At 32.6% G+C, this 22,051-nt stretch carries 28 protein-coding genes and 1 pseudogene; 26 read left to right on the top strand and 3 right to left on the bottom strand.

Features of this window, described 5'->3' with window-relative positions:
- Window positions 1-61: 61 nt before the first annotated feature.
- From COX95_01840 to COX95_01850, 3 genes and pseudogenes are all read left to right on the top strand, one after another.
- A complete protein-coding gene (locus tag COX95_01840; GenBank protein PIZ86182.1) occupies window positions 62-319 on the top strand; it encodes a hypothetical protein in 258 nt (85 codons plus the stop codon).
- Entirely contained in the window at window positions 316-744 is a 429-nt protein-coding gene (locus tag COX95_01845) for a type II toxin-antitoxin system death-on-curing family toxin (protein PIZ86183.1), read from the top strand. The genes COX95_01840 and COX95_01845 overlap by 4 nt, the downstream gene beginning before the upstream one ends.
- A 49-nt stretch (window positions 745-793) precedes the next feature.
- Window positions 794-1,015, top strand: a pseudogene (locus tag COX95_01850) (hypothetical protein).
- A 717-nt stretch (window positions 1,016-1,732) separates the two neighbouring features.
- Here COX95_01850 and COX95_01855 read toward each other — a convergent pair.
- Window positions 1,733-1,936, bottom strand: a complete 204-nt coding sequence (locus COX95_01855) for a hypothetical protein (GenBank protein PIZ86184.1) — start codon at window positions 1,934-1,936, stop codon at window positions 1,733-1,735.
- A 173-nt stretch (window positions 1,937-2,109) separates the two neighbouring features.
- Between COX95_01855 and COX95_01860 the strand changes: the two genes are divergently transcribed.
- The 9 genes from COX95_01860 to COX95_01900 all read left to right on the top strand — a co-directional run bounded on the left by COX95_01860 (window position 2,110) and on the right by COX95_01900 (window position 7,752).
- On the top strand, window positions 2,110-2,421 hold the full coding sequence (locus COX95_01860; protein ID PIZ86185.1) for a hypothetical protein: 312 nt from the start codon (window positions 2,110-2,112) through the stop codon (window positions 2,419-2,421).
- 71 nt (window positions 2,422-2,492) lie between these two features.
- The gene (locus COX95_01865) at window positions 2,493-3,077 is read left to right on the top strand and encodes a hypothetical protein (GenBank protein ID PIZ86186.1); all 585 of its coding nucleotides are present in this window, start codon (window positions 2,493-2,495) and stop codon (window positions 3,075-3,077) included.
- Between the two features lie 31 nt (window positions 3,078-3,108).
- On the top strand, window positions 3,109-3,591 hold the full coding sequence (locus tag COX95_01870; GenBank protein ID PIZ86187.1) for a hypothetical protein: 483 nt from the start codon (window positions 3,109-3,111) through the stop codon (window positions 3,589-3,591).
- Window positions 3,592-3,595: 4 nt separating this feature from the next.
- The gene (gene mraW / locus COX95_01875; GenBank protein PIZ86188.1) at window positions 3,596-4,318 is read left to right on the top strand and encodes a 16S rRNA (cytosine(1402)-N(4))-methyltransferase; all 723 of its coding nucleotides are present in this window, start codon (window positions 3,596-3,598) and stop codon (window positions 4,316-4,318) included.
- Window positions 4,315-4,974 (top strand): hypothetical protein, encoded by a 660-nt coding sequence (locus tag COX95_01880; GenBank protein PIZ86189.1) that lies wholly within the window; start codon window positions 4,315-4,317, stop codon window positions 4,972-4,974. Before mraW ends, COX95_01880 begins: the two co-directional genes overlap by 4 nt.
- Window positions 4,975-5,131: 157 nt before the next feature.
- Window positions 5,132-5,389 (top strand): RNA-binding protein, encoded by a 258-nt coding sequence (locus tag COX95_01885; protein ID PIZ86190.1) that lies wholly within the window; start codon window positions 5,132-5,134, stop codon window positions 5,387-5,389.
- A gap of 134 nt (window positions 5,390-5,523) precedes the next feature.
- Window positions 5,524-6,003 (top strand): hypothetical protein, encoded by a 480-nt coding sequence (locus COX95_01890; GenBank protein ID PIZ86191.1) that lies wholly within the window; start codon window positions 5,524-5,526, stop codon window positions 6,001-6,003.
- A gap of 9 nt (window positions 6,004-6,012) precedes the next feature.
- Window positions 6,013-7,275, top strand: coding sequence for a DNA helicase UvrD (locus COX95_01895; GenBank protein ID PIZ86192.1), 1,263 nt, complete (start codon window positions 6,013-6,015; stop codon window positions 7,273-7,275).
- A gap of 3 nt (window positions 7,276-7,278) precedes the next feature.
- Entirely contained in the window at window positions 7,279-7,752 is a 474-nt protein-coding gene (locus COX95_01900) for a hypothetical protein (GenBank protein PIZ86193.1), read from the top strand.
- 57 nt (window positions 7,753-7,809) lie between these two features.
- Here COX95_01900 and COX95_01905 read toward each other — a convergent pair whose 3' ends face one another.
- The gene (locus tag COX95_01905) at window positions 7,810-8,466 is read right to left on the bottom strand and encodes a hypothetical protein (protein ID PIZ86194.1); all 657 of its coding nucleotides are present in this window, start codon (window positions 8,464-8,466) and stop codon (window positions 7,810-7,812) included.
- 73 nt (window positions 8,467-8,539) lie between these two features.
- The gene (lexA, locus tag COX95_01910; GenBank protein ID PIZ86195.1) at window positions 8,540-9,163 is read right to left on the bottom strand and encodes a repressor LexA; all 624 of its coding nucleotides are present in this window, start codon (window positions 9,161-9,163) and stop codon (window positions 8,540-8,542) included.
- 102 nt (window positions 9,164-9,265) lie between these two features.
- Here lexA and COX95_01915 point away from each other — a divergent pair, with 102 nt between their 5' ends.
- The 14 genes from COX95_01915 (at window position 9,266) to COX95_01980 (ending at window position 21,978) form a co-directional block, all read left to right on the top strand.
- Window positions 9,266-9,655 (top strand): response regulator, encoded by a 390-nt coding sequence (locus COX95_01915; GenBank protein PIZ86196.1) that lies wholly within the window; start codon window positions 9,266-9,268, stop codon window positions 9,653-9,655.
- A 252-nt stretch (window positions 9,656-9,907) separates the two neighbouring features.
- The gene (locus COX95_01920) at window positions 9,908-11,014 is read left to right on the top strand and encodes a guanosine monophosphate reductase (protein PIZ86197.1); all 1,107 of its coding nucleotides are present in this window, start codon (window positions 9,908-9,910) and stop codon (window positions 11,012-11,014) included.
- An 84-nt stretch (window positions 11,015-11,098) separates the two neighbouring features.
- On the top strand, window positions 11,099-11,740 hold the full coding sequence (locus COX95_01925; protein ID PIZ86198.1) for a hypothetical protein: 642 nt from the start codon (window positions 11,099-11,101) through the stop codon (window positions 11,738-11,740).
- Between the two features lie 20 nt (window positions 11,741-11,760).
- Window positions 11,761-11,949 (top strand): hypothetical protein, encoded by a 189-nt coding sequence (locus COX95_01930; GenBank protein ID PIZ86199.1) that lies wholly within the window; start codon window positions 11,761-11,763, stop codon window positions 11,947-11,949.
- Window positions 11,950-12,052: 103 nt separating this feature from the next.
- Window positions 12,053-13,585, top strand: a complete 1,533-nt coding sequence (locus COX95_01935; GenBank protein ID PIZ86200.1) for a glutamine-hydrolyzing GMP synthase — start codon at window positions 12,053-12,055, stop codon at window positions 13,583-13,585.
- Between the two features lies 1 nt (window position 13,586).
- Window positions 13,587-15,890, top strand: coding sequence for a carbamoyltransferase HypF (hypF, locus tag COX95_01940; protein ID PIZ86201.1), 2,304 nt, complete (start codon window positions 13,587-13,589; stop codon window positions 15,888-15,890).
- Window positions 15,890-16,120, top strand: coding sequence for a HypC/HybG/HupF family hydrogenase formation chaperone (hypC, locus tag COX95_01945; GenBank protein ID PIZ86202.1), 231 nt, complete (start codon window positions 15,890-15,892; stop codon window positions 16,118-16,120). Before hypF ends, hypC begins: the two co-directional genes overlap by 1 nt.
- Window positions 16,098-17,168, top strand: coding sequence for a hydrogenase formation protein HypD (locus COX95_01950; GenBank protein ID PIZ86203.1), 1,071 nt, complete (start codon window positions 16,098-16,100; stop codon window positions 17,166-17,168). The genes hypC and COX95_01950 overlap by 23 nt, the downstream gene beginning before the upstream one ends.
- Window positions 17,161-17,679, top strand: a complete 519-nt coding sequence (locus COX95_01955; protein ID PIZ86204.1) for an NUDIX hydrolase — start codon at window positions 17,161-17,163, stop codon at window positions 17,677-17,679. The genes COX95_01950 and COX95_01955 overlap by 8 nt, the downstream gene beginning before the upstream one ends.
- Window positions 17,669-18,667, top strand: a complete 999-nt coding sequence (hypE, locus tag COX95_01960; protein ID PIZ86205.1) for a hydrogenase expression/formation protein HypE — start codon at window positions 17,669-17,671, stop codon at window positions 18,665-18,667. Before COX95_01955 ends, hypE begins: the two co-directional genes overlap by 11 nt.
- 63 nt (window positions 18,668-18,730) lie before the next feature.
- The gene (locus tag COX95_01965; protein PIZ86206.1) at window positions 18,731-18,913 is read left to right on the top strand and encodes a hypothetical protein; all 183 of its coding nucleotides are present in this window, start codon (window positions 18,731-18,733) and stop codon (window positions 18,911-18,913) included.
- A 158-nt stretch (window positions 18,914-19,071) separates the two neighbouring features.
- On the top strand, window positions 19,072-19,563 hold the full coding sequence (locus COX95_01970) for a hypothetical protein (GenBank protein PIZ86207.1): 492 nt from the start codon (window positions 19,072-19,074) through the stop codon (window positions 19,561-19,563).
- Window positions 19,564-19,646: 83 nt separating this feature from the next.
- Entirely contained in the window at window positions 19,647-21,137 is a 1,491-nt protein-coding gene (locus COX95_01975; protein ID PIZ86208.1) for a hypothetical protein, read from the top strand.
- Window positions 21,112-21,978, top strand: coding sequence for a hypothetical protein (locus tag COX95_01980; GenBank protein PIZ86209.1), 867 nt, complete (start codon window positions 21,112-21,114; stop codon window positions 21,976-21,978). The genes COX95_01975 and COX95_01980 overlap by 26 nt, the downstream gene beginning before the upstream one ends.
- Window positions 21,979-22,051 lie beyond the last annotated feature (73 nt).

The following is a 22,051-nucleotide window of genomic DNA, read 5'->3' on the forward strand; positions in this document are numbered from 1 at the left end:
ATTTTACGTTAACCATTGACGCGTCGGTTAACATATGTTAATTTAGAATAAAGAGGTTAACATGCAAAATAAATCAGAGTTAATATCAACATCCGAAGCCGCCGAAATTTTAGGTATTAGTCGAATAGGTGTTTTTAAAAGAATTCGTTCCGGAAAAATTAAGGCTAAAAAAATTGGCCGTAATTATGTAGTGGATAGAGATTCTTTGGGCGGTATTTTTAAGAAAATAACACCCAAAGAAGAAAAAGAGGTAAAGCGGGCAGTTGATAAAGTAATTAAAGAATTTAAGCCCGCTTTGAAAAAATTAGGAAAGGAATGATGAAACAGATTACTGTCGAAGAGGTTGAACGAATTGCTCATCGGCTCGCTAAAGAACAGATGGGTTGGGATGAGCCGATTCCTGATTTCGGCACTCGTTATCCCGGTAAACTCGAGAGCTGTCTGGCTACAGCATTTCAAACATATGCCAAAAAAGAGCTTTACCCTAGTTTGATTGATAAGGCTTCTATTTTGTTTTATTTAATGATTAAAAATCACCCTTTTCTTAATGGGAACAAGAGGATTGCTGTTACGAGTTTGTTGGTTTTCCTTTTATTTAATAAAAAGTGGCTTTCTGTAACCAATGAGGAGATTTATGAAATGGCGGTTGACGTGGCTAAAAGTTCCCCGAAGCTTAAACGGGGGATAGTTGAGCTTATAAAGGATTTTATTGAGAAAAATATAAAAAACAGATCTAATTTCTAATGATTTTCCGTTTTTTGGTTTTGTGGTTATTCTACGTTAATATTAGTTTATGAAAATCAAACCCCACCATTTTTTAGATATAATTAAATTATACGGTTCTGGAATTGATGAATTTAAGCCAGATGAGAAATATGGTCATGATTTTTATAGAATAGGAAACAATATTTTAAGAAATAAGCAGGCTAATCTTGTTCTAAGCATTGAAGAAGATGATATTTGCAAGCCTTGTAGGTTTAATAAGGATGGAAAATGTATTGATGTACTAGAAAATAACAGATCAAAAAATGAATTAAATAAATTGCTAGATCAGAAAATTCTTGAATACTTAGAGCTAAAAGAAAATTCAGAAATTACAGTTACTAATTTTTCGATATTAATTAAAGAGAAATTAATATCGAAAATATTTAGCATTTATTCAGAACCTGCATTTAGCAAAGAGCAAACATTAGCACGTTTTAAAAATCTTACAGACGGTTTAGATAGATACATAGGTTAACGCATCAATATTTGGAATATATTGTTTCAAGGAAGAATGAGATGAAGATAAAAATGGCATGAAAAAAATGGCGGAGAGCCGGCCGACTGGAGCAAACTCAAGAGCCAAAAAAGGAGTCTCAGGCTCCTTTTTTGGCTTCCAAAGCAGAAATAATTACATATTCATCATCATGTTTTTCATGCTAACGATCATTTCTTTCATTTTCATCATTTTGTCTGTTGTTTCTTCATCCATTTCCATTCCTGCCGACATTTCCTCAATTTTTTCCATAGAGTTCATCATATTATCCGCTTCCATCATCATTTTGCTTTTCATGTCTTCTTCCATATACCCTCCTTATTTGTTATTAATTTTATTTTAAAATAAATAACAGCGAAGATATTTATCAAAACATCCAAGTTTTAGCTATTTTTTTTGATTATTTCTGTTTTTTGATTGAATTAATTTAGATGAATACGCTCTGTAAAAAGAAATAGAGATTATGCCCCGTGATTAATAATTGCTTAAAAGCCAAAATAAAATTGGAAGTACTAACAGACCTAAGCCGGCATAAAGAGTATAAAGCCACTTTCGAGCAATTGGCCAGTCGCTGTATCTCCACATCAAGAAGACGCCTAGCGGTGAGAAAATAAAAAGAGCAAGGATTATAAATCGATTTTGCCTATACCATTTTTTGGATTGATTATTATCAGTCATACTTAACTCTTTAAATAAATTATCTTGTAAGCGTCCACAAATGTCAAAAGATCCTTTTTACATTAATTAGTTAAAAATGGTAAAATATTACTGATGCGGTGACCGAGAAAAGGTGATAGCCCGCAAGGCTATATACGATGGAATCGTGCCCATCCCGCATCTCCATTTTTATTATGAAGATACAAGATTACATTAATTCAAAATTAGAAGAGCTAAATAAAGAAGATAGAGTAAAAAAAATCTCTGCCAAAGACGAACTTAAAGCTGAAATCTTCAGGCTTTTGATGTCTAAGAAGTTTCGTAAGTACGCCGTAAATATTGAATATTTAGAGCATATTCGCCAAGCCATTTCAACAAGCGTTGATAAGGATGAGCCTGTTAAACTTACATTGGTTTTGGTGGTTATAAATTATGGAGACTTGAGGAAGCACCAGAGGTTGATTGGGCTGAGCTGTTTAGTCTTATCTATTATGCTAATTGGCTAAAACCGATTGCTTCTATTTATAAACCTGGCGTATGGTTTGATTTTTATTCTGATGATGTAATCCTCGAGCTAATGGACAATGTACCCAAGGAAGATACTGAAAGATATATCCAAAGTTTTAGAAAGTTATTGGATTTTATTAAATCTTATATCCCAGAAAATCTAAAATTTACCCTAAATAGAGTTGGGGATCAGTATGCAAGTTACGATGCTTTCAAAGAAGAATTATTTGGTAATATAGAAAAAGTAAAAGAGGAGTTAAATGGCCTTCCAAAATTAACACCAGAGCAAATACGTCTTGTAGATTTAAATGTTAAATTAAAACCAGGTTATGATAATGATTCTGAGTGGCGGGAAAAAGTTTTTCTTGTTCATGAAGGATACTCTATAGTTTCCAAAAGGCGTCCTTACTATCGAACCCCAGATAAGATTTTTATAATCACAAAGCCTTTACCAAATTCTGTGGCAGTAGGTACTACCAAAAGATCTATTGCAAAGTTTTGGGTTGGCGCAGGCGTTTTAGAAAAAGACAATGAAAATTATCATATGCTTGTATTATCGCCAAATCAGTTAGATCAAAATAAGTTTCAAAAAGAGTCGGTTGATATCAAGGGACTTAATGGCAAAAACTTTCATTTAATAAAGATAAAAATATAATTATTATATGAATTTGGAGTAAAATAAGTAAATGGAAAATAAATTAATTTACGAGACAAAAAATTTTATAGCTGAAGCTGTTAGCGAACCCCACGTTAGTAGAGAAGATGGCGGCCATATCAGAATAGTTCCCAAGAGGAGAGTTGTAGATAGAACAGCTCTTTCTCCAAAAGAAGCGACTGAAATGGCAAGACTAATAATGTTAGCTGGTGAGGCAATGGTGAAAGGTTTGAATAATCGGGGGATAGATATCGGGAGAATCAATTATCAGGATAATGGAAACTGGAGTGTTTTTTCACCCCAGGGTTCATATCTTCATATTCATTTATATGGAAGAGCGAAAAGCGCACCTAAGCAAAAATATGGAGATTCATTACATTTTCCCCATAGGGAAACTGGTTTTTATGATAATGCCAAGCCGATGGATGATGACGATATTACAGAGATTCAAAGAGTAATCGAAGAATTATTAAAAGAAGATAAGTATAAAGAGAGCAACTGGGGCTTAGAATAAAAGCATGGATAACGAAAAGATATATAATCATTTTGCCAAAAGCGTAGATGACTATGACTATGTAGCGGATAAAGTTGTAATGCGAAATAATGAGTTGCATAAAGTAATGGTGAATGCTCTTAATTTTGGTTCAAAATCAAAATTAAAGATTCTTGATTTAGGTTCCGGCACTGGTCATGGTATGTTCTTAATGCTTAAAAAATTTCTAAATGCTAAAGTCACAGGTATTGATTTTTCCCATAAGATGATTACCAACTCAAGAGAAAAGCTTAAAGGCTATAATGACAGAATTAAATTGATTGAAGATGATTTTAATAAAATAGATTTTGACAACGATTATGATGCTATTGTGTCTGCTATCGCTATTCATAATATTAATCACCAAGAAAAAGCAAAATTGTTTCAAAAGATCTACGGTTCTTTAAAGGATGGCGGCATATTTGTTAATGCTGATTTTATAAAAGGGGAAGAATCTGAAATAACCGAACAATATAGCAAGATATATGAAAATTACTTAAGAAAAAATCTATCAGGTGGAGAGCTTGAGGTTTGGCTTAAGCATGCTTTTAAAGAAGATATGCCAATGTCTTTATCTGGGCAGTTTGACCTGCTTACCAAAGCGTCTTTTTTAAATATAGAGCTGGTTTGGCAATTTAATAATTTAGCGGTTTATGTTGCTCAAAAAATTAAAAGCCGAGGCCATGAAAAAAGATTGGTAGAATTATGACGCTAAGTGATTTTAAAGAAATTAAATATTTTGTTTCTAATGCTAAAGATGGGAATTTGGATTTTAGGTTTGACAATAAACAAGCGGTCTTAAATAACAGGAAAAAATATTTTCAGAAAATTAAGGTAGATATGCAAAGCACTGTTTGCATGAATGTTATAAATCATGAAGATGATATATTAATTGTTAAAGAAGAGAATTTAGGTAAAGGCATATTCGATTTGGGAAATGCACCCAAAGTAGATGCATTAATTACAAATAAGCCAAATATTTGTTTAATGCTTCTAACTGCCGACTGTTTGCCAGCCAGCTTATATGATCCATTTAAAAAAGTCGTTGCATTGGTTCATTTGAGTAAAAAAACCACCTCCCGTAATCTAGCAAAGAAAGTAATCAATCTTCTAGCAGAAAATTTTGGTGCTAATCCCAAAGGCATAGTCAGTCAATTCGGACCTTATATCCATAAAGAATCTTACATGATAGATTTAGCGGCTGAAAATATAAAACAGTTTACTGATTTAGGAGTTCTAAAAGAAAATATAACTATAAGCTCCATAAATACTTATACTAGTTTGGATTATTTTTCTTATAGAAAATCTCAGGATCAAAAAATCAAGGAAGGAAGATTTACTACTATTTTGGGGATGGATTTCTAGCAATCGATTTTATTGAATATGACTATTGCATTTATTTTAAAATCTGGTACAATGAATTTACCGTTTGGTGAATCGTAGTGAGTATTAATTATATTAGTGCCCCGAAGATCGCAAGCCGGGGTCGATATAAATAATTAAAAAAAATAAGGATAAAAAAATGGATCAAAAGAATAAACTTTATGTAGGCAATCTTTCTTATGATATAGATAATGAAAGACTTTCCAGCATGTTTTCTGAGTACGGTGAAATTAAAGAAGCTACAGTAATCATGGATAGATTAACAAACAAATCAAAAGGATTTGGATTTGTTACTTTTGCAAATGATGAAGACGCAGACAAAGCAGTAAGAGAATTAGACGGAAAAGAAATTCAGGGAAGAAACCTAAAAGTAAACGTAGCTAAACCGAGGATATAAACGGTTTCTAGTTTTTAAAAAACGCGGCTTTTCAGCCGCGTTTTTTTAATAATGAATATTATCTTGAAATTTTTCCGATTTGAATAAGGGATATATAATTTTGTTTATTTGATGTAAAGAGTTAAAATATTTATATGACTCTAAATAAACCAATCCAGCCAATTACTAAGCATTTTGTTATTTTTATTTTTACCGCCATACTGATATTTTGTTTTGGAGTTTTTCACTTTATGGGGTCGTCTTATGATTTTTTTGATTTATTATCAAGTATCCCATTCTATTATCTAATTATCATTATTGCTTCATTACTTTTTATAATATTTAATTTCATAAATGCTTTTTATGAGATAATTCGATACTATAATAAACTACCTAAGTTCTCTAATTTTCTGGAAACTTACATTTTAATGTCCATCAAATCATTTTCTCCTTTTAAGCGCTTTAGTAGTCGATTATTAAATCTTGATAAGGACGGATCTGGAAATGTTGGAAAAACAAGAATGTTTGGTCCAAACATGAATCAAGCAGATTTAATTGTTTTAGTTATATTTATGCTAGCCGTATTTATCATGATGATTGTTCTTCTTTATTGGAGTAAAATATTTGAGGTTTAATTATAATATATGAAACTAGTTGCGGATTTGCATATACATTCTAAATATTCAAGAGCCACCAGTCGGGAAATGAATTTAGAGGCTCTGTTTCTTTGGTCACGGTTTAAGGGTATAAATTTATTAGGAACCGGTGATTTTACACATCCTATATGGTTTGGCGAGATTGAACAAAAGCTGGAGTCGGTAGAAGAGGGTTTGTATAAATTAAAAGACAAAGAAGACAGCCCCTATTTTATTTTAAGTTCAGAGATAAGCTGTATTTATTCAAAGAATAACAGGGTTAGAAAAATTCATTTAGTTATTTTGGCCCCGTCATTAAACGCTGTTCGTAAAATTAACACTACGCTAACAGGCAGGGGAAATCTTTTTTCTGATGGTCGTCCTATTTTAGGAATGGATGCAAAAGAACTTGCAAAAATAATTTTAGATATAGCCCCAGATGCTATTATAATTCCCGCTCATATTTGGACACCTTGGTTTTCTTTATTTGGAGCGAACTCCGGATTCGATTCAGTTCAAGAATGTTTTGATGAAATATCAAAAGAGATTTTTGCAGTTGAAACAGGACTTTCTTCTGATCCGCAAATGAATTGGCGTTTGTCTCAGTTGGATAGAATGTCTATTATTTCTTGTTCAGATGCTCATTCTCCGTCGAAACTTGGTAGGGAAGCAACAGTATTTGATATTGATCCAAATTTTATATCTTTAAGAAATGCCATGAAAAATCCCAAAAAAGGTGAAGAAATTTTATATACAATTGAGTTTTATCCTGAAGAAGGCAAATATCATTACACCGGCCATAGAAATTGTAATATTGTTCAGTCACAGGAAGAGACAAAGAAAAAAGGCGCTATTTGTCCTGTTTGCGGCAGGAAACTTACAGTTGGGGTTATGCATAGAGTAGAAGAAATTGCCGATAAGCCGCTTGATTTTAAAGATGAAAAGCGGCCGTTTTTTAAAAGTTTAGTTCCGCTTATTGAAATAATCGCTGAAAGTCAAAATTTAGGCGCAGAATCTAAAAAAGTTAGAGGCGATTATTTAAAGATAATTTCTAGATTTAAAAATGAATTTAATGTTCTTCTTGATGAACCGTTAGAAAATATCAAAAGAGAAGATGAAAAACTTGCCGAAGGTATTAAGAAGATAAGAGAAGGACAAATATCTATTGCTCCAGGTTATGATGGTGTATTTGGTAAAGTAAAAATCTGGTCAGAGGCTGATAAATTACCCAAGCAAAAACAAGACACACTATTTAGTGATTATAAGGACTAATTAATGAATAAACGAGAAATTAGTAAAAGAGGATTTACATTAATAGAATTGCTTGTTGTTATTGCGGTAATCGCAATAATAGCTTCTTTGGTCATTATTAGAATAACATCTACAATGAAAGACGCTAGAATCGCTAGAAGGAATACAGATGTGCATGAAATAAAGAAAGCATTTGATCAGTTTATAATTGCAGGTGGTCTTATACAATGCATTGATCCCAGTTGTGCAACCAATCAATGGTATAATCTTTCTGATAGCACTATTGCTACGATGGAAGCCGATCAGGTTTTAGTAAGAACACCAGGAGGCAAATTGCCTAACGATTTTATGTCAGGAGGAAAGTTTCCTCAAGATGTAAACCCAGACGCTCCTTATAAATTTTTTATTGAGAAAGACAGTCCTTATTCTTACTTAATAATATCTCTAAGTAATTCTGACAATGTTATTGCTTCAGTTCAAGATAAGTGGAAAGATTAATTTTTAGATGTTGGAATATTTATTTCCCCGAGGATTATAAAATTAATATTAATTATATCAATTATCAGTCTTTTTGTATTTAATCATTGCGTAAGTAGTTGATCCAATAAAAATCAATGATCCGGGAATATCAAAAAGCGCAAAATTTTTTATTCCTATTGTGGGTAGAAAAGTCCCGGTCACAAAGGCTATTACTGCGTAGCTTATTAATCCAGTTATTATAATAATGAATTTTCTTCTTATTGCACCTTTTACTGAAATAGCTGATTTGATTAATAAATAAGACCCTATTAAAACAATTCCTAGAGTATACATAAAGTAAATTGGAGATAGTAGACCGGGAGAGTATTGAAAATCTGTATTAGTGACTATTAAATCTTTAATTCCTAGATTACTAATAAGATTTAAGCCTCCCAATATTATTCCAATGATATAAATCGAAATAGTTATCTTTGGCTTAGGGCCGATACATAGAGAGATAATCCACGCAAAAGCGCTACCTTTTAGAACGGGGCTTAAAAAGAAGGATATTTTGGCTATTTCAGTGCTTTGCAAAGGCATTGAAATATAGCTTATTGCAATATAAGCTGCTAAAAGTAAAGTGAAAATAAGAAACTGGATATTCAAGAAATTCTTCTTATCTTTTGAGAAGACTAAAGCACCAAGAACCAGATTCCCAATTACTGATATTATGGTGGTTATTAAGTAGACCATATTTAATCTCAATTATTATGCTCTTATTATAATAAGTAATTTATTTACTAATAACAAGAATCAGACTGATTAGTTATGTTTTTAGGTCCCTAGCTTTTATCACCTCTACAATAATGCCCTGAATAGATAAGTTATCTTTAACTATAATAGGTTTATGTTCTGGATTGCGTGATTTTGGTAAAAGCACCGCATAGCCATTGCCTAGCTTGTAAAATTTTACAGTAGCTTCGTCACCAATTAATGCTAATACCATTTCGCCAGGGCTTGCAGTTTCTTTTTTTTCTATCAATAATAAATCGCCGTCTTCAATACCCGCTTCATTCATAGAATCACCTTGTGCTTTCAAGAAAAAATATTGTTTATAAGGATTACTTACGAAACTTTTTTGTACAGGAACGTATCCTTCAATATTTTCTGTAGCAAGTATTGGTGTTCCGCAAGATACAGAGCCTACTAGGGGAATGTTTATGGTTTCTATAATTTCATCGTTTAGTTTTATGCCGCGGCTTTTGTGTTCTTCTATATCAAGAAACCCTTTTAATTTTAAGATTTGAAGGTATTGTCGGATAGAATTAAAATATCTTATGCTGAGCGAATCAGCTATTTCTTCATAGGTAGGCATTTTATTATTTGTTCTGAAATACTCGCGGATAAAACTTAGAACTCTTTGTTGTTTTGGGGTGATTTGTTTTTCCATATTTTTAAATTAACATGCAATATGTAAATAGTCAACCTCTTTTATGTAAAGTGTTCACATAATTTTAATGAGATTTTTTACTATGCTATAATAAGAATAATTATGACTAAAAATCCTAAGAAAAAAATTTTATTTGCAGATGATGAAGAAGGGTTAAGAGAAATATACGAATTAAGATTTAAAGATGAAGTTTTTGATTCTGTATTTGCCAAAGATGGTGACGAGGCTCTGGAAAAAATTCGAAAAGAAAAGCCGGATTTGGTATTGTTAGATATTATGATGCCTGGCAAAAATGGAATGGAAGTTTTAGAAGAGATTAAAAAAGATCCCACCACTGCTGATATTCCGGTTTTTATGCTCACGGTTTTAGACGATGACGATATAAGAGATAAGGCCTTTGACTTAGGTGCTAAATATTATCTAGTAAAGTCCAGCGTTGTACCGCCAGAAGTTATTAAACTTATGAAAGAAGAACTATACGGAGAGAAATAAAAAAGTCTTGGTAATAAATAGATGTAACAGGGGGTTAAAAAATTGACTAATTACCTAGTCAATTTTTTCAATATTGACAACCTACTTATTGTTTGATTAACTAGTTTTAATATTTCATTTTTTTAAATAAGGACGGAATTATTAAACAATTAACTAATAGTTGCCCACCCTCACTTACAGTTTTTGGAGGGCCTCATCCTCAGTAAGGCTCTGCCCGGTGGGAATAAATATTCTGAGGATTCGGGAGGATAAGTGTCAAGCGAAGGTTTAACATTTGACGATGTTTTGTTGATACCTCAATACTCGGAAGTTCTGCCCGCGGAAGCTCAATTAGAAACATATATAACAAAAGATATAAAATTAAATATACCTTTATTAAGCGCGGCCATGGACACTGTTACAGAATCAGATATGGCAATAGCTTTGGCTCAATTAGGCGGAATTGGTGTAATCCATAGAGCTTTATCAGTTGATAGACAAATAGAAGAAGTAAAAAGAGTTAAACATTATGGCGGAAGTTTTTACTCTAACTCTCTTAAAGACAAAGACGGCAGGCTAATGGTGGCTGCTGCTGCTGGTGTTGGAACGGATGCAAATGAGAGAATTGATAAACTAATTGAAGCCGGTATAGATGTTTTAGTAATAGATACTGCGCACGGCCATTCAAGAATGGTTTTAAACAAAGTTAAAGAAACAAAAAAACGATATTCTAATATTCCTTTGCTGGTTGGCAATATAGCTACCTTTGATGCCGCAAGGGATTTAATAAATATGGGCGCAGATGGTTTAAAAATTGGCGTTGGGCCAGGCTCAATCTGTACAACCAGGATTGTTTCGGGTGTAGGCGTTCCTCAAATAACTGCTATTTTGGATGTATCAAGGGCTGCTAAAAAATTTAATATACCTGTTATTGCTGATGGTGGTATAAGATATTCAGGGGATATCACAAAGGCAATAGCAGCCGGTGCTTCATCGGTTATGCTCGGAAGTTTATTTGCTGGTACAGACGAAAGTCCAGGAGAACTAATTGGTAAAGATAAAAAATATAAATGTTATCGGGGTATGGGTTCGCTTGGTGTTATGAAAGCTAACGGAGGGGACAGATATTTTCAGAAAAATACTACAGATGTAAAGAAAATAATTCCGGAGGGAGTAGAAGCAAAGATTGAATACAAGGGTTCAGTTTCAGACATTATTCATCAATTGATTGGGGGACTAAGGTCGGGGATGGGCTATAGCGGTGCTTTAACGATTAATGATCTTCAAGCAAAAGCCATGTTTGTCAGAATCACTGCCGCTGGATTATCAGAAAGTCATGTTCATGATGTAACAATGACTGAGAAACCGCCAAACTATTAAATCATAATATTTTGTTAAGTTCTTGTTCGGTAATCAACTTAGGTCGATTGCTATTTTATTTGCACTTATATAAAATATCCTTAAATAGGGGAACTATTGATTATAAGAAATAATCAAAAGGGGTTTACGATAATTGAATTGCTAGTAGTTATTGCTATTCTTGGTATTTTGGCAACTTTAATGATAGTAAGGTTAAATAGTATTTCTCAAGGAGCAAGAGATGCTAAGCGAATAGCTTCTCTTAATCAGGTAAGTGATGCTCTTGAAAAGTTTAAAATCAAATATGGTCGTTATCCTGCCGTTGATCAAGTTGGAACCACTGACACTTTTGATGAGGGTTGGTATCGGTTTGGAGAGTGTTTAACAAAGGGCGAGGATTGTTGGTCTAATATTGATGGTGATACTGGAGCCGTAATCCCTGGTTTTGTTTCTGATGTAAATTCTATCCCAATGGATCCTTTAAATTATACCCCAACCATATTTACTGATACCTATTCTCCTGGTAATTGGGATCCTACTTATTGGGGGCCTTATTCATGTAAGCCTACTTGTGCTAATCCTAATTATGATGGTACAAATTATGGTTATGTTATTGTAGCTTTCTTGGATTTGCCACACCCAGAATTACATGGGAGTAAGGGAACATATATGATTTATAACGACGGGTCTAGCGACGGAATGTGTGATGATTCCTATGTCTATTGTTTAAAAGAGAATTGGTCGTAGTTTAATTAATAGGAGTAATCGTGCTGCAAATAAATTTAAGAAAAATAATGATATTTTCTATTTTTGGTATACTTTTGATTATTCTGTTTTTTAATCTTTTTGGAAGAAATGGCGATTGGTCGTGTGATTATCGTACGGGTAAATGGATAAAACACGGCAATCCAGGGATCCCAGAGCCTCAAAAGGTGTGTAAAAGAATCGGTAGGTAATATTATAAGGGCGACCTAGCTTTTGCTGGGTTTCTTTATTATCGTATTCTTACTTTAAGCTATTATATGTTTACTGTTTTTCGTTTACTGATATAATCTGTTTATGGAAGGTGTATTAATTTTAGATTTTGGTTCTCAATATAGTCAGCTCATTGTTCGGCGGTCAAGAGAGTTGGGAATTAATGCTTTCATAATTCCGGGAAACAGCAGTTTTAAAGACATACAATCATATAATTCTAAAGCAATCATATTATCTGGCGGTCCGCATTTTGTTTCGCAAAGTTCTACTATTCTGCCAGATAAAAAAATATTTAAACTAGGAATTCCTGTTTTAGGGATTTGTTATGGTATGCAATCAATCGCCCATATTTTAGGGGGCAAAGTTGTTAGTTCTCCTAAAAGAGAATATGGTCATGCTAAATTATTCATTAAAGATAAATCAAAAATTTTTAATCATATGCCTAATCATTTTTCTTGTTGGATGAGCCATGGAGATTCAGTTTCAAGATTACCAAAAGGGTTCAAGGGAATTGCCTCAACAATTGATATTCCGAACGCCGCTATTACTAATGAGAAAAAGAACATTTATTGTGTTCAATTTCATCCGGAGGTAACTCATACTGATAATGGAAAAATGATTCTAAAAAATTTTCTAATAGGCATTGCCAAAATTAAAAAATCTTGGATCCTCGAAAATTATATAGAACAAGAAATTATAAATATTAGAGATAAAGTTGGAAAAGAGAAATCTCTTTGTGCAATATCTGGTGGTGTAGATTCAGCGGTTGCTGCAACTGTTGTTGACAAGGCAATTGGAAAGAATCTTTATTGTGTGTTTGTTGACAATGGTCTTTTACGAAAAGGTGAAGCGAGAAAAGTAAAGGAATTTTTAACAAAAAATACAGGGCTTAACCTTAAAGTTATAGATGCAAGAGAACGTTTTTTAAATGAGTTAAAAGGTGTTTCTAATCCTGAGAAAAAACGTAAAATCATTGGTAGAGAATTTATAAAAATATTTGAAGAAGAAGCTAAAAAGATTAAAGGCGTAAAATATTTGGTACAAGGCACTCTTTATCCTGATGTAATAGAGAGTATTTCTGTTTCTGGGCCATCTTCTATTATAAAATCACATCATAATGTTGGCGGTTTGCCGAAGAAAATGAACCTTAAACTTATTGAACCTTTAAATTTCTTATTCAAGGATGAAGTTAGAAAGTTAGGATTAGAGCTAAACTTACCCAAAGAACTTATTGAGAGACATCCTTTTCCAGGGCCAGGTTTAGCAATAAGGATATTAGGATCAGTTACAAAAGAAGCTATTGTTGTACTTCAGGAGGCTGATGAGATCATCTTGCAGGAAATTAAAAAAGCCGGGATATATTCTAAGATCTGGCAGGCTTTTGGAGTATTGCTTCCATTAAAGACTGTAGGGGTAATGGGTGATAATAGAACTTATGGAAATGTTTTAGCACTAAGATGTGTAGAATCTTTTGATGGCATGACTGCTAATTGGACCAATCTATCTTATAATATTCTTCAATCTATTTCTAATAGGATAGTGAATGAAGTTAGAGGAATAAACCGCGTTGTATATGATATAACTTCCAAACCTCCCGGAACTATTGAGTGGGAATAACATGCAAAAGAGAATTAAATTAGAAATTTTTGGTACAGTACAAGGCGTTGGTTTTAGGCCTTTTATTTTTAATTTAGCAAAATTATTGAATTTGACTGGTTTTATTTTTAATCATTCAAAAGGAGTAACAATTGAAGTTCAGGGTACAGGAGAGACGTTGGATAAGTTTAATAAATTAATAATTAATAAAGCACCAAAAGCAGCAGTTATTGAAGAAGTAGACAGTAAACAGCTAAAAGTAAACAGGAAAGAAAGTAATTTTTTAATAAAAAAAAGTAAATCAACTAAAGGATCACAAAGTATTTCTTCAGATCTAGCTATTTGTGAGGATTGCAAAAAAGAACTATTTGATAAAAACAATCGCCGTTTTTTGCACCCTTTTATTAATTGCACTAATTGCGGACCAAGATTTACTATTATAAAAAATATTCCTTATGATAGAAAAAATACTTCAATGGCTGAATTTAAGATGTGTCAAAAGTGTAAAGAAGAATATGATGATCCTATGGATCGCCGTTTTTATGCTCAGCCAATATCTTGCCCAAATTGCGGACCAGCTGTGCAGGGTAAAACAACAAATAACAAACAACAAATAACAAACAACAAAACATTTAAAGGTAATGATGCGATTAAAGAAGCCGCGAATATTATTAAAAAGGGTGGAATAGTAGTAATAAAAGGACTTGGAGGTTTTCATTTAGCTTGTGATGCAAATAGTAAGAAGGCAGTTGATAAAATAAGAAAGAAAAAAAATAGACCACAAAAACCTTTTGCTTTAATGATGGATAGCATAAGCACTATCCAAAAGTATTGTCTTGTTTCAAAAGAAGAAGAAAAAGTTCTAAAATCTTCTAAATCCCCAATAGTTTTGTTAAAAGCCAAGAAATTTAATCTTTTAAATGACATAGCGCCAGGTCTTAATAAGCTAGGCGTTATGCTTCCTTACACGCCGCTACATTTATTACTTTTCTATTATCTTAAAAAATCAAAGCCATTGATTATGACTTCTGGCAATGTTTCAGGTGAGCCGATAATTACTGACAATAAGGAAGCTTTAGAAAAACTTAGTGGAATAGCTGATTATTTTTTACTGTATAATCGAGAGATTTTATCTGGCTATGATGATAGTATTGTTTCGCTAATAGGCAAAAGAAATGATATGCAGATAATTCGATCAGGAAGGGGTGTATCACCTATCACTTTAGATTTATCTGTTAAACCAAATAGAGATCTTTTGGCTTTTGGTACAGATTTTAAAAATACCTTCTGCTTATTAAAAGACAATAAAGCGATTGTTAGCCAATATCTAGGTGATTTAGAAAATTTATCTAATATTAAAAGATTTAAAAAGATACTGGATAATTATAAAAAATTGTTTAGAGTAAAACCAGAAATATTAGCCAGTGATTTGCACCCCTGTTATTTTTCTACAAAGCTTGCCGAAGATTTATCTAAGGATCCAAAATCTTTATTTAAAATTCAACATCATCACGCTCATGTTGCAAGTGTTTATGCGGAAAATAGATTAAGAGGGAAAGTTATTGGTGTAGCATTCGACGGGACGGGTTTGAGTGATGGTGAGGATAATAAGATTTGGGGAGGAGAGTTTTTTTACGGTAATCCTCCTAATTTTAAAAGAATTGCTCACCTTGAATATATTAAATTACCCGGTGGAGATTTAGCCGCTAAGGATCCATGGAGGGTTGCTGCTTCAATGCTGAAAGATATTGGTAGAATTAATGAATTAGCTAATGTTTTGCCGATAGATCAAAAAAAATTAAATATTATCTCAATGCAGCTTGGGGCAAATATTAATTCAATGGAGTCTTCATCAATGGGTAGGTTGTTTGATGCTGTTTCATCGATTTTAAATATAGCGCAAGAAAATACCTATGAGGGCGAGGCAGCGATGAAATTAGAATCTATTATTAATAAAATAGAGCGCAAATATTATAAATATTCTTTTAGAAAAGGAAAACACTTCATTATTAATTGGCATCCAGTGATAGAACAGATAATTCATGATATAAAAAAGGGAATAAGCAAATCTGTTATTTCTGCAAAATTCCATCATGGTACAGCAAAAATGATCTTAGAAGTATGCAGATATTTAACAAAACATTATTCAGCAGCTAATTCTGTTTGTTTGTCTGGCGGTGTATTTCAGAATAGTTATCTTTTAGAGAGAACAATGATAGAATTAGAAAAAGCAGGTTTTAAGATTTTTATAAATAAGAAAGTACCAACAAATGATAGTGGAGTGTCTTTAGGGCAAGCTATTATTGCAGCTTTAAGGGTAAAGTAATGTGTTTAGGAACCATAGGGAAAATTAAAAAAATAAAATATTCTGAAGCTATTGTTGATTTTTCAGGTAATTCAAGATCTGTTTCATTAAGATTATTACCTCAAGCAAAAGTAGGTAATTATATTTTAGTTCATGCCGGTTTTGCTATAGCAATAGCAGATGAAGCACAGGCAAAAGAGAATGACAAATTAATAGCAGAGATTATAGATGAAGTTAAAAAATATAGTTGAAAGTATAGAAAAAATATCAGATAGTCAAAAGCAAATTAATATTATGGAGGTTTGCGGTACTCATACAATGGCTATCCATCGTTTAGGTATCAAATCTTTATTGCCTAAAAATATTAATTTGATATCTGGACCCGGGTGTCCTGTCTGCGTAACATCTGTTAATGATTTAAATAAGATTATTTTTTTAGCGAAGCAAAAAAATGTTATTACTTTAACGTATGGTGATCTTTTTAGGGTGCCAGGAGAAAAAGAAAGTTTAGAAAGAGTAAGATCCGAAGGTCATGATGTAAGGATCATATACTCTGTTTTAGATTCAATCAAAGTCGCTAATGATAATCCAGAAAAAAAAATTATATTTATAGCAGTAGGTTTTGAAACCACAGCTCCAACTACGGCAGCTCTTGTTGAAGAAGTTTACCAGAAAAAGGTTAAAAATTTATTAGTTCTTTCTTTGCATAAAACTGTACCCGAGGCATTGTTGGCATTATTAAAAAACCCTAAAATTATGATTGATGGTTTTATACTTCCCGGCCATGTTAGTACTGTAATAGGCAGCCTAAAGCCATATAAATTTATTTCTGATGAATATAACAAGCCAGCAGTGGTTTCTGGATTTGAGGCTGAGGAAATTTTAGAATCAATATTACTTTTATTAAAAATGTTTAAAGAAAAAAAACCAAGCATTATAAATCAATATAAGAAAGTAGTTACCAGTAAGGGTAATATAGAAGCACAAAGAATAATGAACAAAATATTTGAAAGAACAAATGCAGAATGGAGAGGGTTAGGTATTATTCGAAAAAGCGGTTTAAAATTGAACAAAAAATATGTTCAATTTTCTGTAGATAATTTTTTCAAAATTAGCTTACCAAAAGCAAAAGAAAATTTAGCATGTAAGTGTGGAGAAATTATTCAGGGATTAAAGCAGCCAAAAGATTGTTTATTATTCTCAAAAAATTGTACACCAGAAAAACCAATTGGTCCTTGTATGGTTTCTTCCGAAGGGACATGCGCAGCTTTTTATAAATACGGAGGTTATGATGTATGAATACGGTCAATTAAAGTATTGTCCTAAGTGTGCCGGAAAATTCGAAAAGAAACAAATCGGTTTAGATGATAGAAAAAGATTAATTTGTAGCAGTTGCGGTTACGTCATTTTTAGAAATCCGTTGCCCGGAGCAGCTGCCATTGTAGAACTTGATAATAAAATAGTTATGGTAAAAAGAGGTGTAGATCATTGCAAGGGTTATTGGGCACTGCCCGGAGGTTTTGTTGAGTATGATGAATCTCCTGAAGTGGCAGCGATTAGAGAGACAGAAGAAGAAACAGGGCTTAAAGTAAAAATAAGAGATCTAATTGGTATACATATGTTTGGTAAGCCTTTTAAATCTAATGTGATAGGTTTTTGTTTTGCCGCTAAGGCAATATCAGGAGAATTAAGGTCTGGCAGTGATGTTATAGAAGTGAAATCATTTAATCCTAAAAAGCTTCCTAATAAATTTGCGTTTCCTCAGAATTTAAAAGCTATAGCGGCATGGATAAAAGTATATGGAAAGTAAGATTACTCTAGGGCATGGAAGCGGTGGTATCCTTACTGAGAGGCTTATTAAAGATCTCTTCATAAAAGAATTTGGTAATGCAGAACTTAACAAGCTTAATGATTCTGCATTGATAAAAGAAAAATTTAATAGATTGGTTTTTACCACTGATTCTTTTGTTGTTAGTCCTCTCTTTTTCCCCGGAGGAGATATTGGTAAGCTAGCTATTTACGGCACAGTTAATGATCTATCCGTGATGAAAGCAAAGCCCTTGTATATTTCTTTAGCTTTCATTATTGAAGAGGGGCTACAATTTTCAAAACTAAAAAAGATTGTTCAATCTATCAAAAAAGCAGCTAAGGAATCTAATGTGAAGATTGTTACCGGAGATACTAAGGTAGTGGAAAAGGGGAAAGCTGATGGTATTTTTATAACTTCTTCCGGAATAGGTGAAGTTATCATAGAAACAAACTACAAGCCTAAGAAAGGAGATTTAATTTTATTATCCGGTAGTATAGCTGATCACGCCTTGGCTATTATTTCTGCAAGAGATGATTTTAAAATTAAGACTAATATAAAGAGTGATTGCTGCTCTCTTTATAAGCCGATCAGCAGTATGATTAAAGTTACTTCTGATATTCCTTTTATCAGAGATGCAACCAGGGGCGGGATTGCTATGGTTTTAAATGAACTGGCTGAGAAATTTAATATAGATATAGAGATTGATGAAATTAAGATACCTATTAAAAAGCAAGTTAGCTCTTTTTGCGATTTATTAGGTTTTGATCCTTTAACACTCGCCAATGAAGGGAAATTTATAGCAGTTATTCCTGCTAATAAAGCTCAAAATATTTTAAATGTACTAAAAAATAATTCTATTTCTAAACATGCTGTGGCTATCGGCAAGATTAAAGGTCGTGGCAGAGGTGTCGTTTCGATTAAAACCCGTATTGGCGGAGAGAGAATAATTAGTAAACCACACGGTGAAATTCTTCCAAGGATCTGTTGACATACACCTGTTTTTAATGTAGTTTATTCAGATATGTTCGAACTTTAAAAGGGAGTGGTAAAGATGGTACGGTCAGATATTGGAAGAATATCAGAGTTACAGGAGGGAAAGGAATCGTTGTTTCTTTTAACAAAAAAAGGTTTTATTCATCAATATGATAATAAGGTTATTATCAAGTTAGAGGGTGAGGTCATTAAAAAAGGAGCAGAGAAGTATTTTATTGCGGAAGATAAAAATGGTAAGTAAATAAGTTTTAGCCCAAGAACAATATTTTTGAAAGATGATTACGGGCTATATAGTATTTTGGCTGGAGGATTTACCAACTCTATTGATGACGAAATGTCTGGATTTTGTTGTATGTCTGAAGCGGACTTTAATTCAGTTGACTAACGGAGGTGAAGAATATGATTACTGATCAGATATCAACTATTAATGATATAGCGACAGGAGAAGCTACTCTAATGCTTATTACAAAATTTAGAGTCTTTGAGGTGAAAGGCATAATTATAGAAAAACAGTTTAATGGTAATAAGAAATCTATAAAATATTTTATTGCCAAAGGACGATTTGGTAGGATAAGTTTTGGTAGCGGAACAGTAGCATATCGTTTAGGGGAAATACCATTATCTATTTTAATTTCCTGTCATGACGCGGAACAGCATAAAACCGATTTTTTAACAATGATTATTCAAAAAATACATCAAAATGGTGCTGTCATTGAGGAAAAAATAGATAAATTTGGTCACGAACTTATTTTTGATTCTGAAAAGCCAGTGGCTATAATTGAAACAATTAAGATGGTTAATAAATTAATAAAAGATACTGATATAGATATGCAGATATTTTTCTCGCCAATGAAACCTAAAAAATCCCAAAAAGAAAAGCAGCTAGCCTAACTTTAAATACGATTAATACATCACAAACCACAAAAGCGGTTTTTATTTTTGCAAATAAGGGCTAACTCTGCAATAATAATTTGATGTCAAAAAATAAGGCATTTACTATTTATATAATTGCTTTTTTAGCCGGGCTATTTATTGCCTCCTATTTTCCTTATGATGACAGAATTTTCTTTGTTACTTTTCTTTTGTTATTTTCTCTATTTTTTATATACAGAAATAACTCTATTGTTAAAGTTGCAACTTTTAGCGGGATATTTTTAATATTTGGAATTTGGCATTTTTATAATTTTATGCCAGAGATTGGAAAAAACCATATATCTTTTTTTAATAATAAAAATGTTGAAATCCAGGGTTTTATTGCAAGCTATCCTCAGGAGAAAGATACCAGTAAAACATTTTTCATTCAGGTTGCAAAAGCGAGACTAGATAAAGAGTGGCAAGATGTTAACGGAAAGGTTTATGTTATGACTTCCGAGCTGAAAGAATTAGAATATGGAAAAAATATTAAAATAGAAGGACTATTGCAGGGCATAGGTGATTCAGAAGAGTCGAGCTTAGCTGGATTTTTTGCATCAAAAGGAGCTTATTCTATGATTATTTATCCGGTGGTGGGAGAGCAGAATGGTTATTCAGGAAATATTTTTTATCGATATTTGTTCAAGTTAAAAAACGCTTTTGAAAATAAAGTTGAACAAGTTTTTATTGAACCATCTTCTTCAATGATTCTTGGTATTATGCTTGGGGTTAAAAAGATGCCAAAGGAAATTATGGATATCTTTAATCTTGTTGCTATCTCTCATATAATTGTTATTTCTGGCTATAATATATCTATTGTTGCAGATTTTTTTAAAAAAATATTTAACGGATTTTCCAGAAAACTTTCTTTTTGGATTCCTTTATTTGCAATAATTATTTTTACGCTTTTTGTCGGCGCTGAGCCACCAGTTTTAAGAGCTGCTATTATGGCTTCTATCTTATTATTTGCCAAAAAAGAAGGAAGAAAAGCTAACGGTGTTTTTATGGTTTTGTTCGCGGCCTTTGTAATGTCTATTGCTAACCCGTTACTGATTAGATTTGATCCCAGCTTTCAGTTATCAGTTTTATCAACATTAGGTTTGGTTTTAATTTCTGATAAGCTTCTAGGCTATTTCAAAAAAGTAAAAATACCACATATCATTTCTGAAGCGCTTGCTTCAACTTTAGCTGCCCAGCTATTTATAATTCCGATAATTATTTTATATTTCAACCGACTATCTATTGTTTCACCTGTAGTTAATATCTTAGTTTTACCTATTGTTCCTTTAATAATGTTTAGCACCTTTGTTATTACCTTGATAGGTTTTATTGATATCGGGGTTGCTAGGCTTTTATCTTACTTGTCGTCTCTTATGGTTTCTTATATTATTAGTCTTTCTATTTTTTTCTCCCGCTTTAAATACGCTTCTATATCAATAAAAACGCCAACTATTTTTATCTATTTATATTACTTATTATTGGCATTGCCATTAATTTTTAAGAAAATTATATTATCAAAAATAAAGAATGAAAAAGCCACCGCAATTAATTAAGTCTTTAATACTAATACTTTTCTTTATTGGAGCTTCTGTCTGGGGGTTATATTTTTCTGCTCCCCCAAAATTTCTAACGGTTAGTTTTTTGGACGTTGGATCAGGGGATGCAATATTAATTCGAACGCCGGATAATTTTAAAATTATGATTGACGGAGGTCCAAGCAATAAAGTTTTAAATCATCTTGGAAATAATCTCGGCCCGATTGATAGAAGTATTGATTTACTTATACTAACCCATCCTCATCAGGATCATGTTCTCGGGGCATTAAATATTCTTGAAAGATATGATGTTAAAAAAGTATTTGGAACGGGCGTAATTCATACAGGCGACTATTATATAAATTTTTTGGAAAAGGTTAAAACAAAAAAAATAGATTTTACCCCTGCTGAACAGGGAGAGGTTTTAAGATACGGCGATTTGGAAATAGAGGTTTATTATCCCTTTGAATCCTTGGCTGGAAAGAAAGTAGCAAGCCTTAATAATAGTTCAATTGTTTTTAAAGCAAGATATGGTAAAAATAGTTTTCTTTTCATGGGCGATGCAGAAAGTGAAGTGGGGCAGAAGTTATTAAAGAGTGGCCTTGATTTAAGGGCAGATGTGCTTAAGGTAGCGCATCAAGGCAGTAAAAATGGAGCTCAGAATGTTAAAGGTTTTTTGGATAAAGTAAAACCTCAATATGCAATTATTCCCGTAGGCGAAAACCAATATGGTCACCCACATAAAGAGACATTGGACATTTTAGACCAAAAAGGAATCAAAGTATTTAGAACTGATAGAGCGGGTAGTATCAATATACAATCAGACGGTGACAAGGCTTGGATTAAGAATGGTGAATAAGTTACGAAACATTTGAGACTCCTGCAAATAACTAAGGAGTTTCCAATATGCATATCAAAGCCTTGTGGTATAA

The organism is bacterium CG_4_10_14_0_2_um_filter_33_32, from assembly GCA_002792735.1.
Classification (GTDB): Bacteria; Patescibacteriota; CPR2_A; order CG2-30-33-46; family CG2-30-33-46; genus CG2-30-33-46.

Bases quoted from the DNA above. Each gene is read 5' to 3' on its own strand.
- COX95_01840 (PIZ86182.1), top strand. From the start codon at position 62: ATGCAAAATAAATCAGAGTTAATATCAACATCCGAAGCCGCCGAAATT.
- COX95_01845 (PIZ86183.1), top strand. From the start codon at position 316: ATGATGAAACAGATTACTGTCGAAGAGGTTGAACGAATTGCTCATCGG.
- COX95_01855 (PIZ86184.1), bottom strand. From the start codon at position 1,936: ATGACTGATAATAATCAATCCAAAAAATGGTATAGGCAAAATCGATTT.
- COX95_01860 (PIZ86185.1), top strand. From the start codon at position 2,110: ATGAAGATACAAGATTACATTAATTCAAAATTAGAAGAGCTAAATAAA.
- COX95_01865 (PIZ86186.1), top strand. From the start codon at position 2,493: ATGGACAATGTACCCAAGGAAGATACTGAAAGATATATCCAAAGTTTT.
- COX95_01870 (PIZ86187.1), top strand. From the start codon at position 3,109: ATGGAAAATAAATTAATTTACGAGACAAAAAATTTTATAGCTGAAGCT.
- mraW (PIZ86188.1), top strand. From the start codon at position 3,596: ATGGATAACGAAAAGATATATAATCATTTTGCCAAAAGCGTAGATGAC.
- COX95_01880 (PIZ86189.1), top strand. From the start codon at position 4,315: ATGACGCTAAGTGATTTTAAAGAAATTAAATATTTTGTTTCTAATGCT.
- COX95_01885 (PIZ86190.1), top strand. From the start codon at position 5,132: ATGGATCAAAAGAATAAACTTTATGTAGGCAATCTTTCTTATGATATA.
- COX95_01890 (PIZ86191.1), top strand. From the start codon at position 5,524: ATGACTCTAAATAAACCAATCCAGCCAATTACTAAGCATTTTGTTATT.
- COX95_01895 (PIZ86192.1), top strand. From the start codon at position 6,013: ATGAAACTAGTTGCGGATTTGCATATACATTCTAAATATTCAAGAGCC.
- COX95_01900 (PIZ86193.1), top strand. From the start codon at position 7,279: ATGAATAAACGAGAAATTAGTAAAAGAGGATTTACATTAATAGAATTG.
- COX95_01905 (PIZ86194.1), bottom strand. From the start codon at position 8,466: ATGGTCTACTTAATAACCACCATAATATCAGTAATTGGGAATCTGGTT.
- lexA (PIZ86195.1), bottom strand. From the start codon at position 9,163: ATGGAAAAACAAATCACCCCAAAACAACAAAGAGTTCTAAGTTTTATC.
- COX95_01915 (PIZ86196.1), top strand. From the start codon at position 9,266: ATGACTAAAAATCCTAAGAAAAAAATTTTATTTGCAGATGATGAAGAA.
- COX95_01935 (PIZ86200.1), top strand. From the start codon at position 12,053: ATGGAAGGTGTATTAATTTTAGATTTTGGTTCTCAATATAGTCAGCTC.
- hypF (PIZ86201.1), top strand. From the start codon at position 13,587: ATGCAAAAGAGAATTAAATTAGAAATTTTTGGTACAGTACAAGGCGTT.
- hypC (PIZ86202.1), top strand. From the start codon at position 15,890: ATGTGTTTAGGAACCATAGGGAAAATTAAAAAAATAAAATATTCTGAA.
- COX95_01950 (PIZ86203.1), top strand. From the start codon at position 16,098: ATGAAGTTAAAAAATATAGTTGAAAGTATAGAAAAAATATCAGATAGT.
- COX95_01955 (PIZ86204.1), top strand. From the start codon at position 17,161: ATGTATGAATACGGTCAATTAAAGTATTGTCCTAAGTGTGCCGGAAAA.
- hypE (PIZ86205.1), top strand. From the start codon at position 17,669: ATGGAAAGTAAGATTACTCTAGGGCATGGAAGCGGTGGTATCCTTACT.
- COX95_01965 (PIZ86206.1), top strand. From the start codon at position 18,731: ATGGTACGGTCAGATATTGGAAGAATATCAGAGTTACAGGAGGGAAAG.
- COX95_01970 (PIZ86207.1), top strand. From the start codon at position 19,072: ATGATTACTGATCAGATATCAACTATTAATGATATAGCGACAGGAGAA.
- COX95_01975 (PIZ86208.1), top strand. From the start codon at position 19,647: ATGTCAAAAAATAAGGCATTTACTATTTATATAATTGCTTTTTTAGCC.
- COX95_01980 (PIZ86209.1), top strand. From the start codon at position 21,112: ATGAAAAAGCCACCGCAATTAATTAAGTCTTTAATACTAATACTTTTC.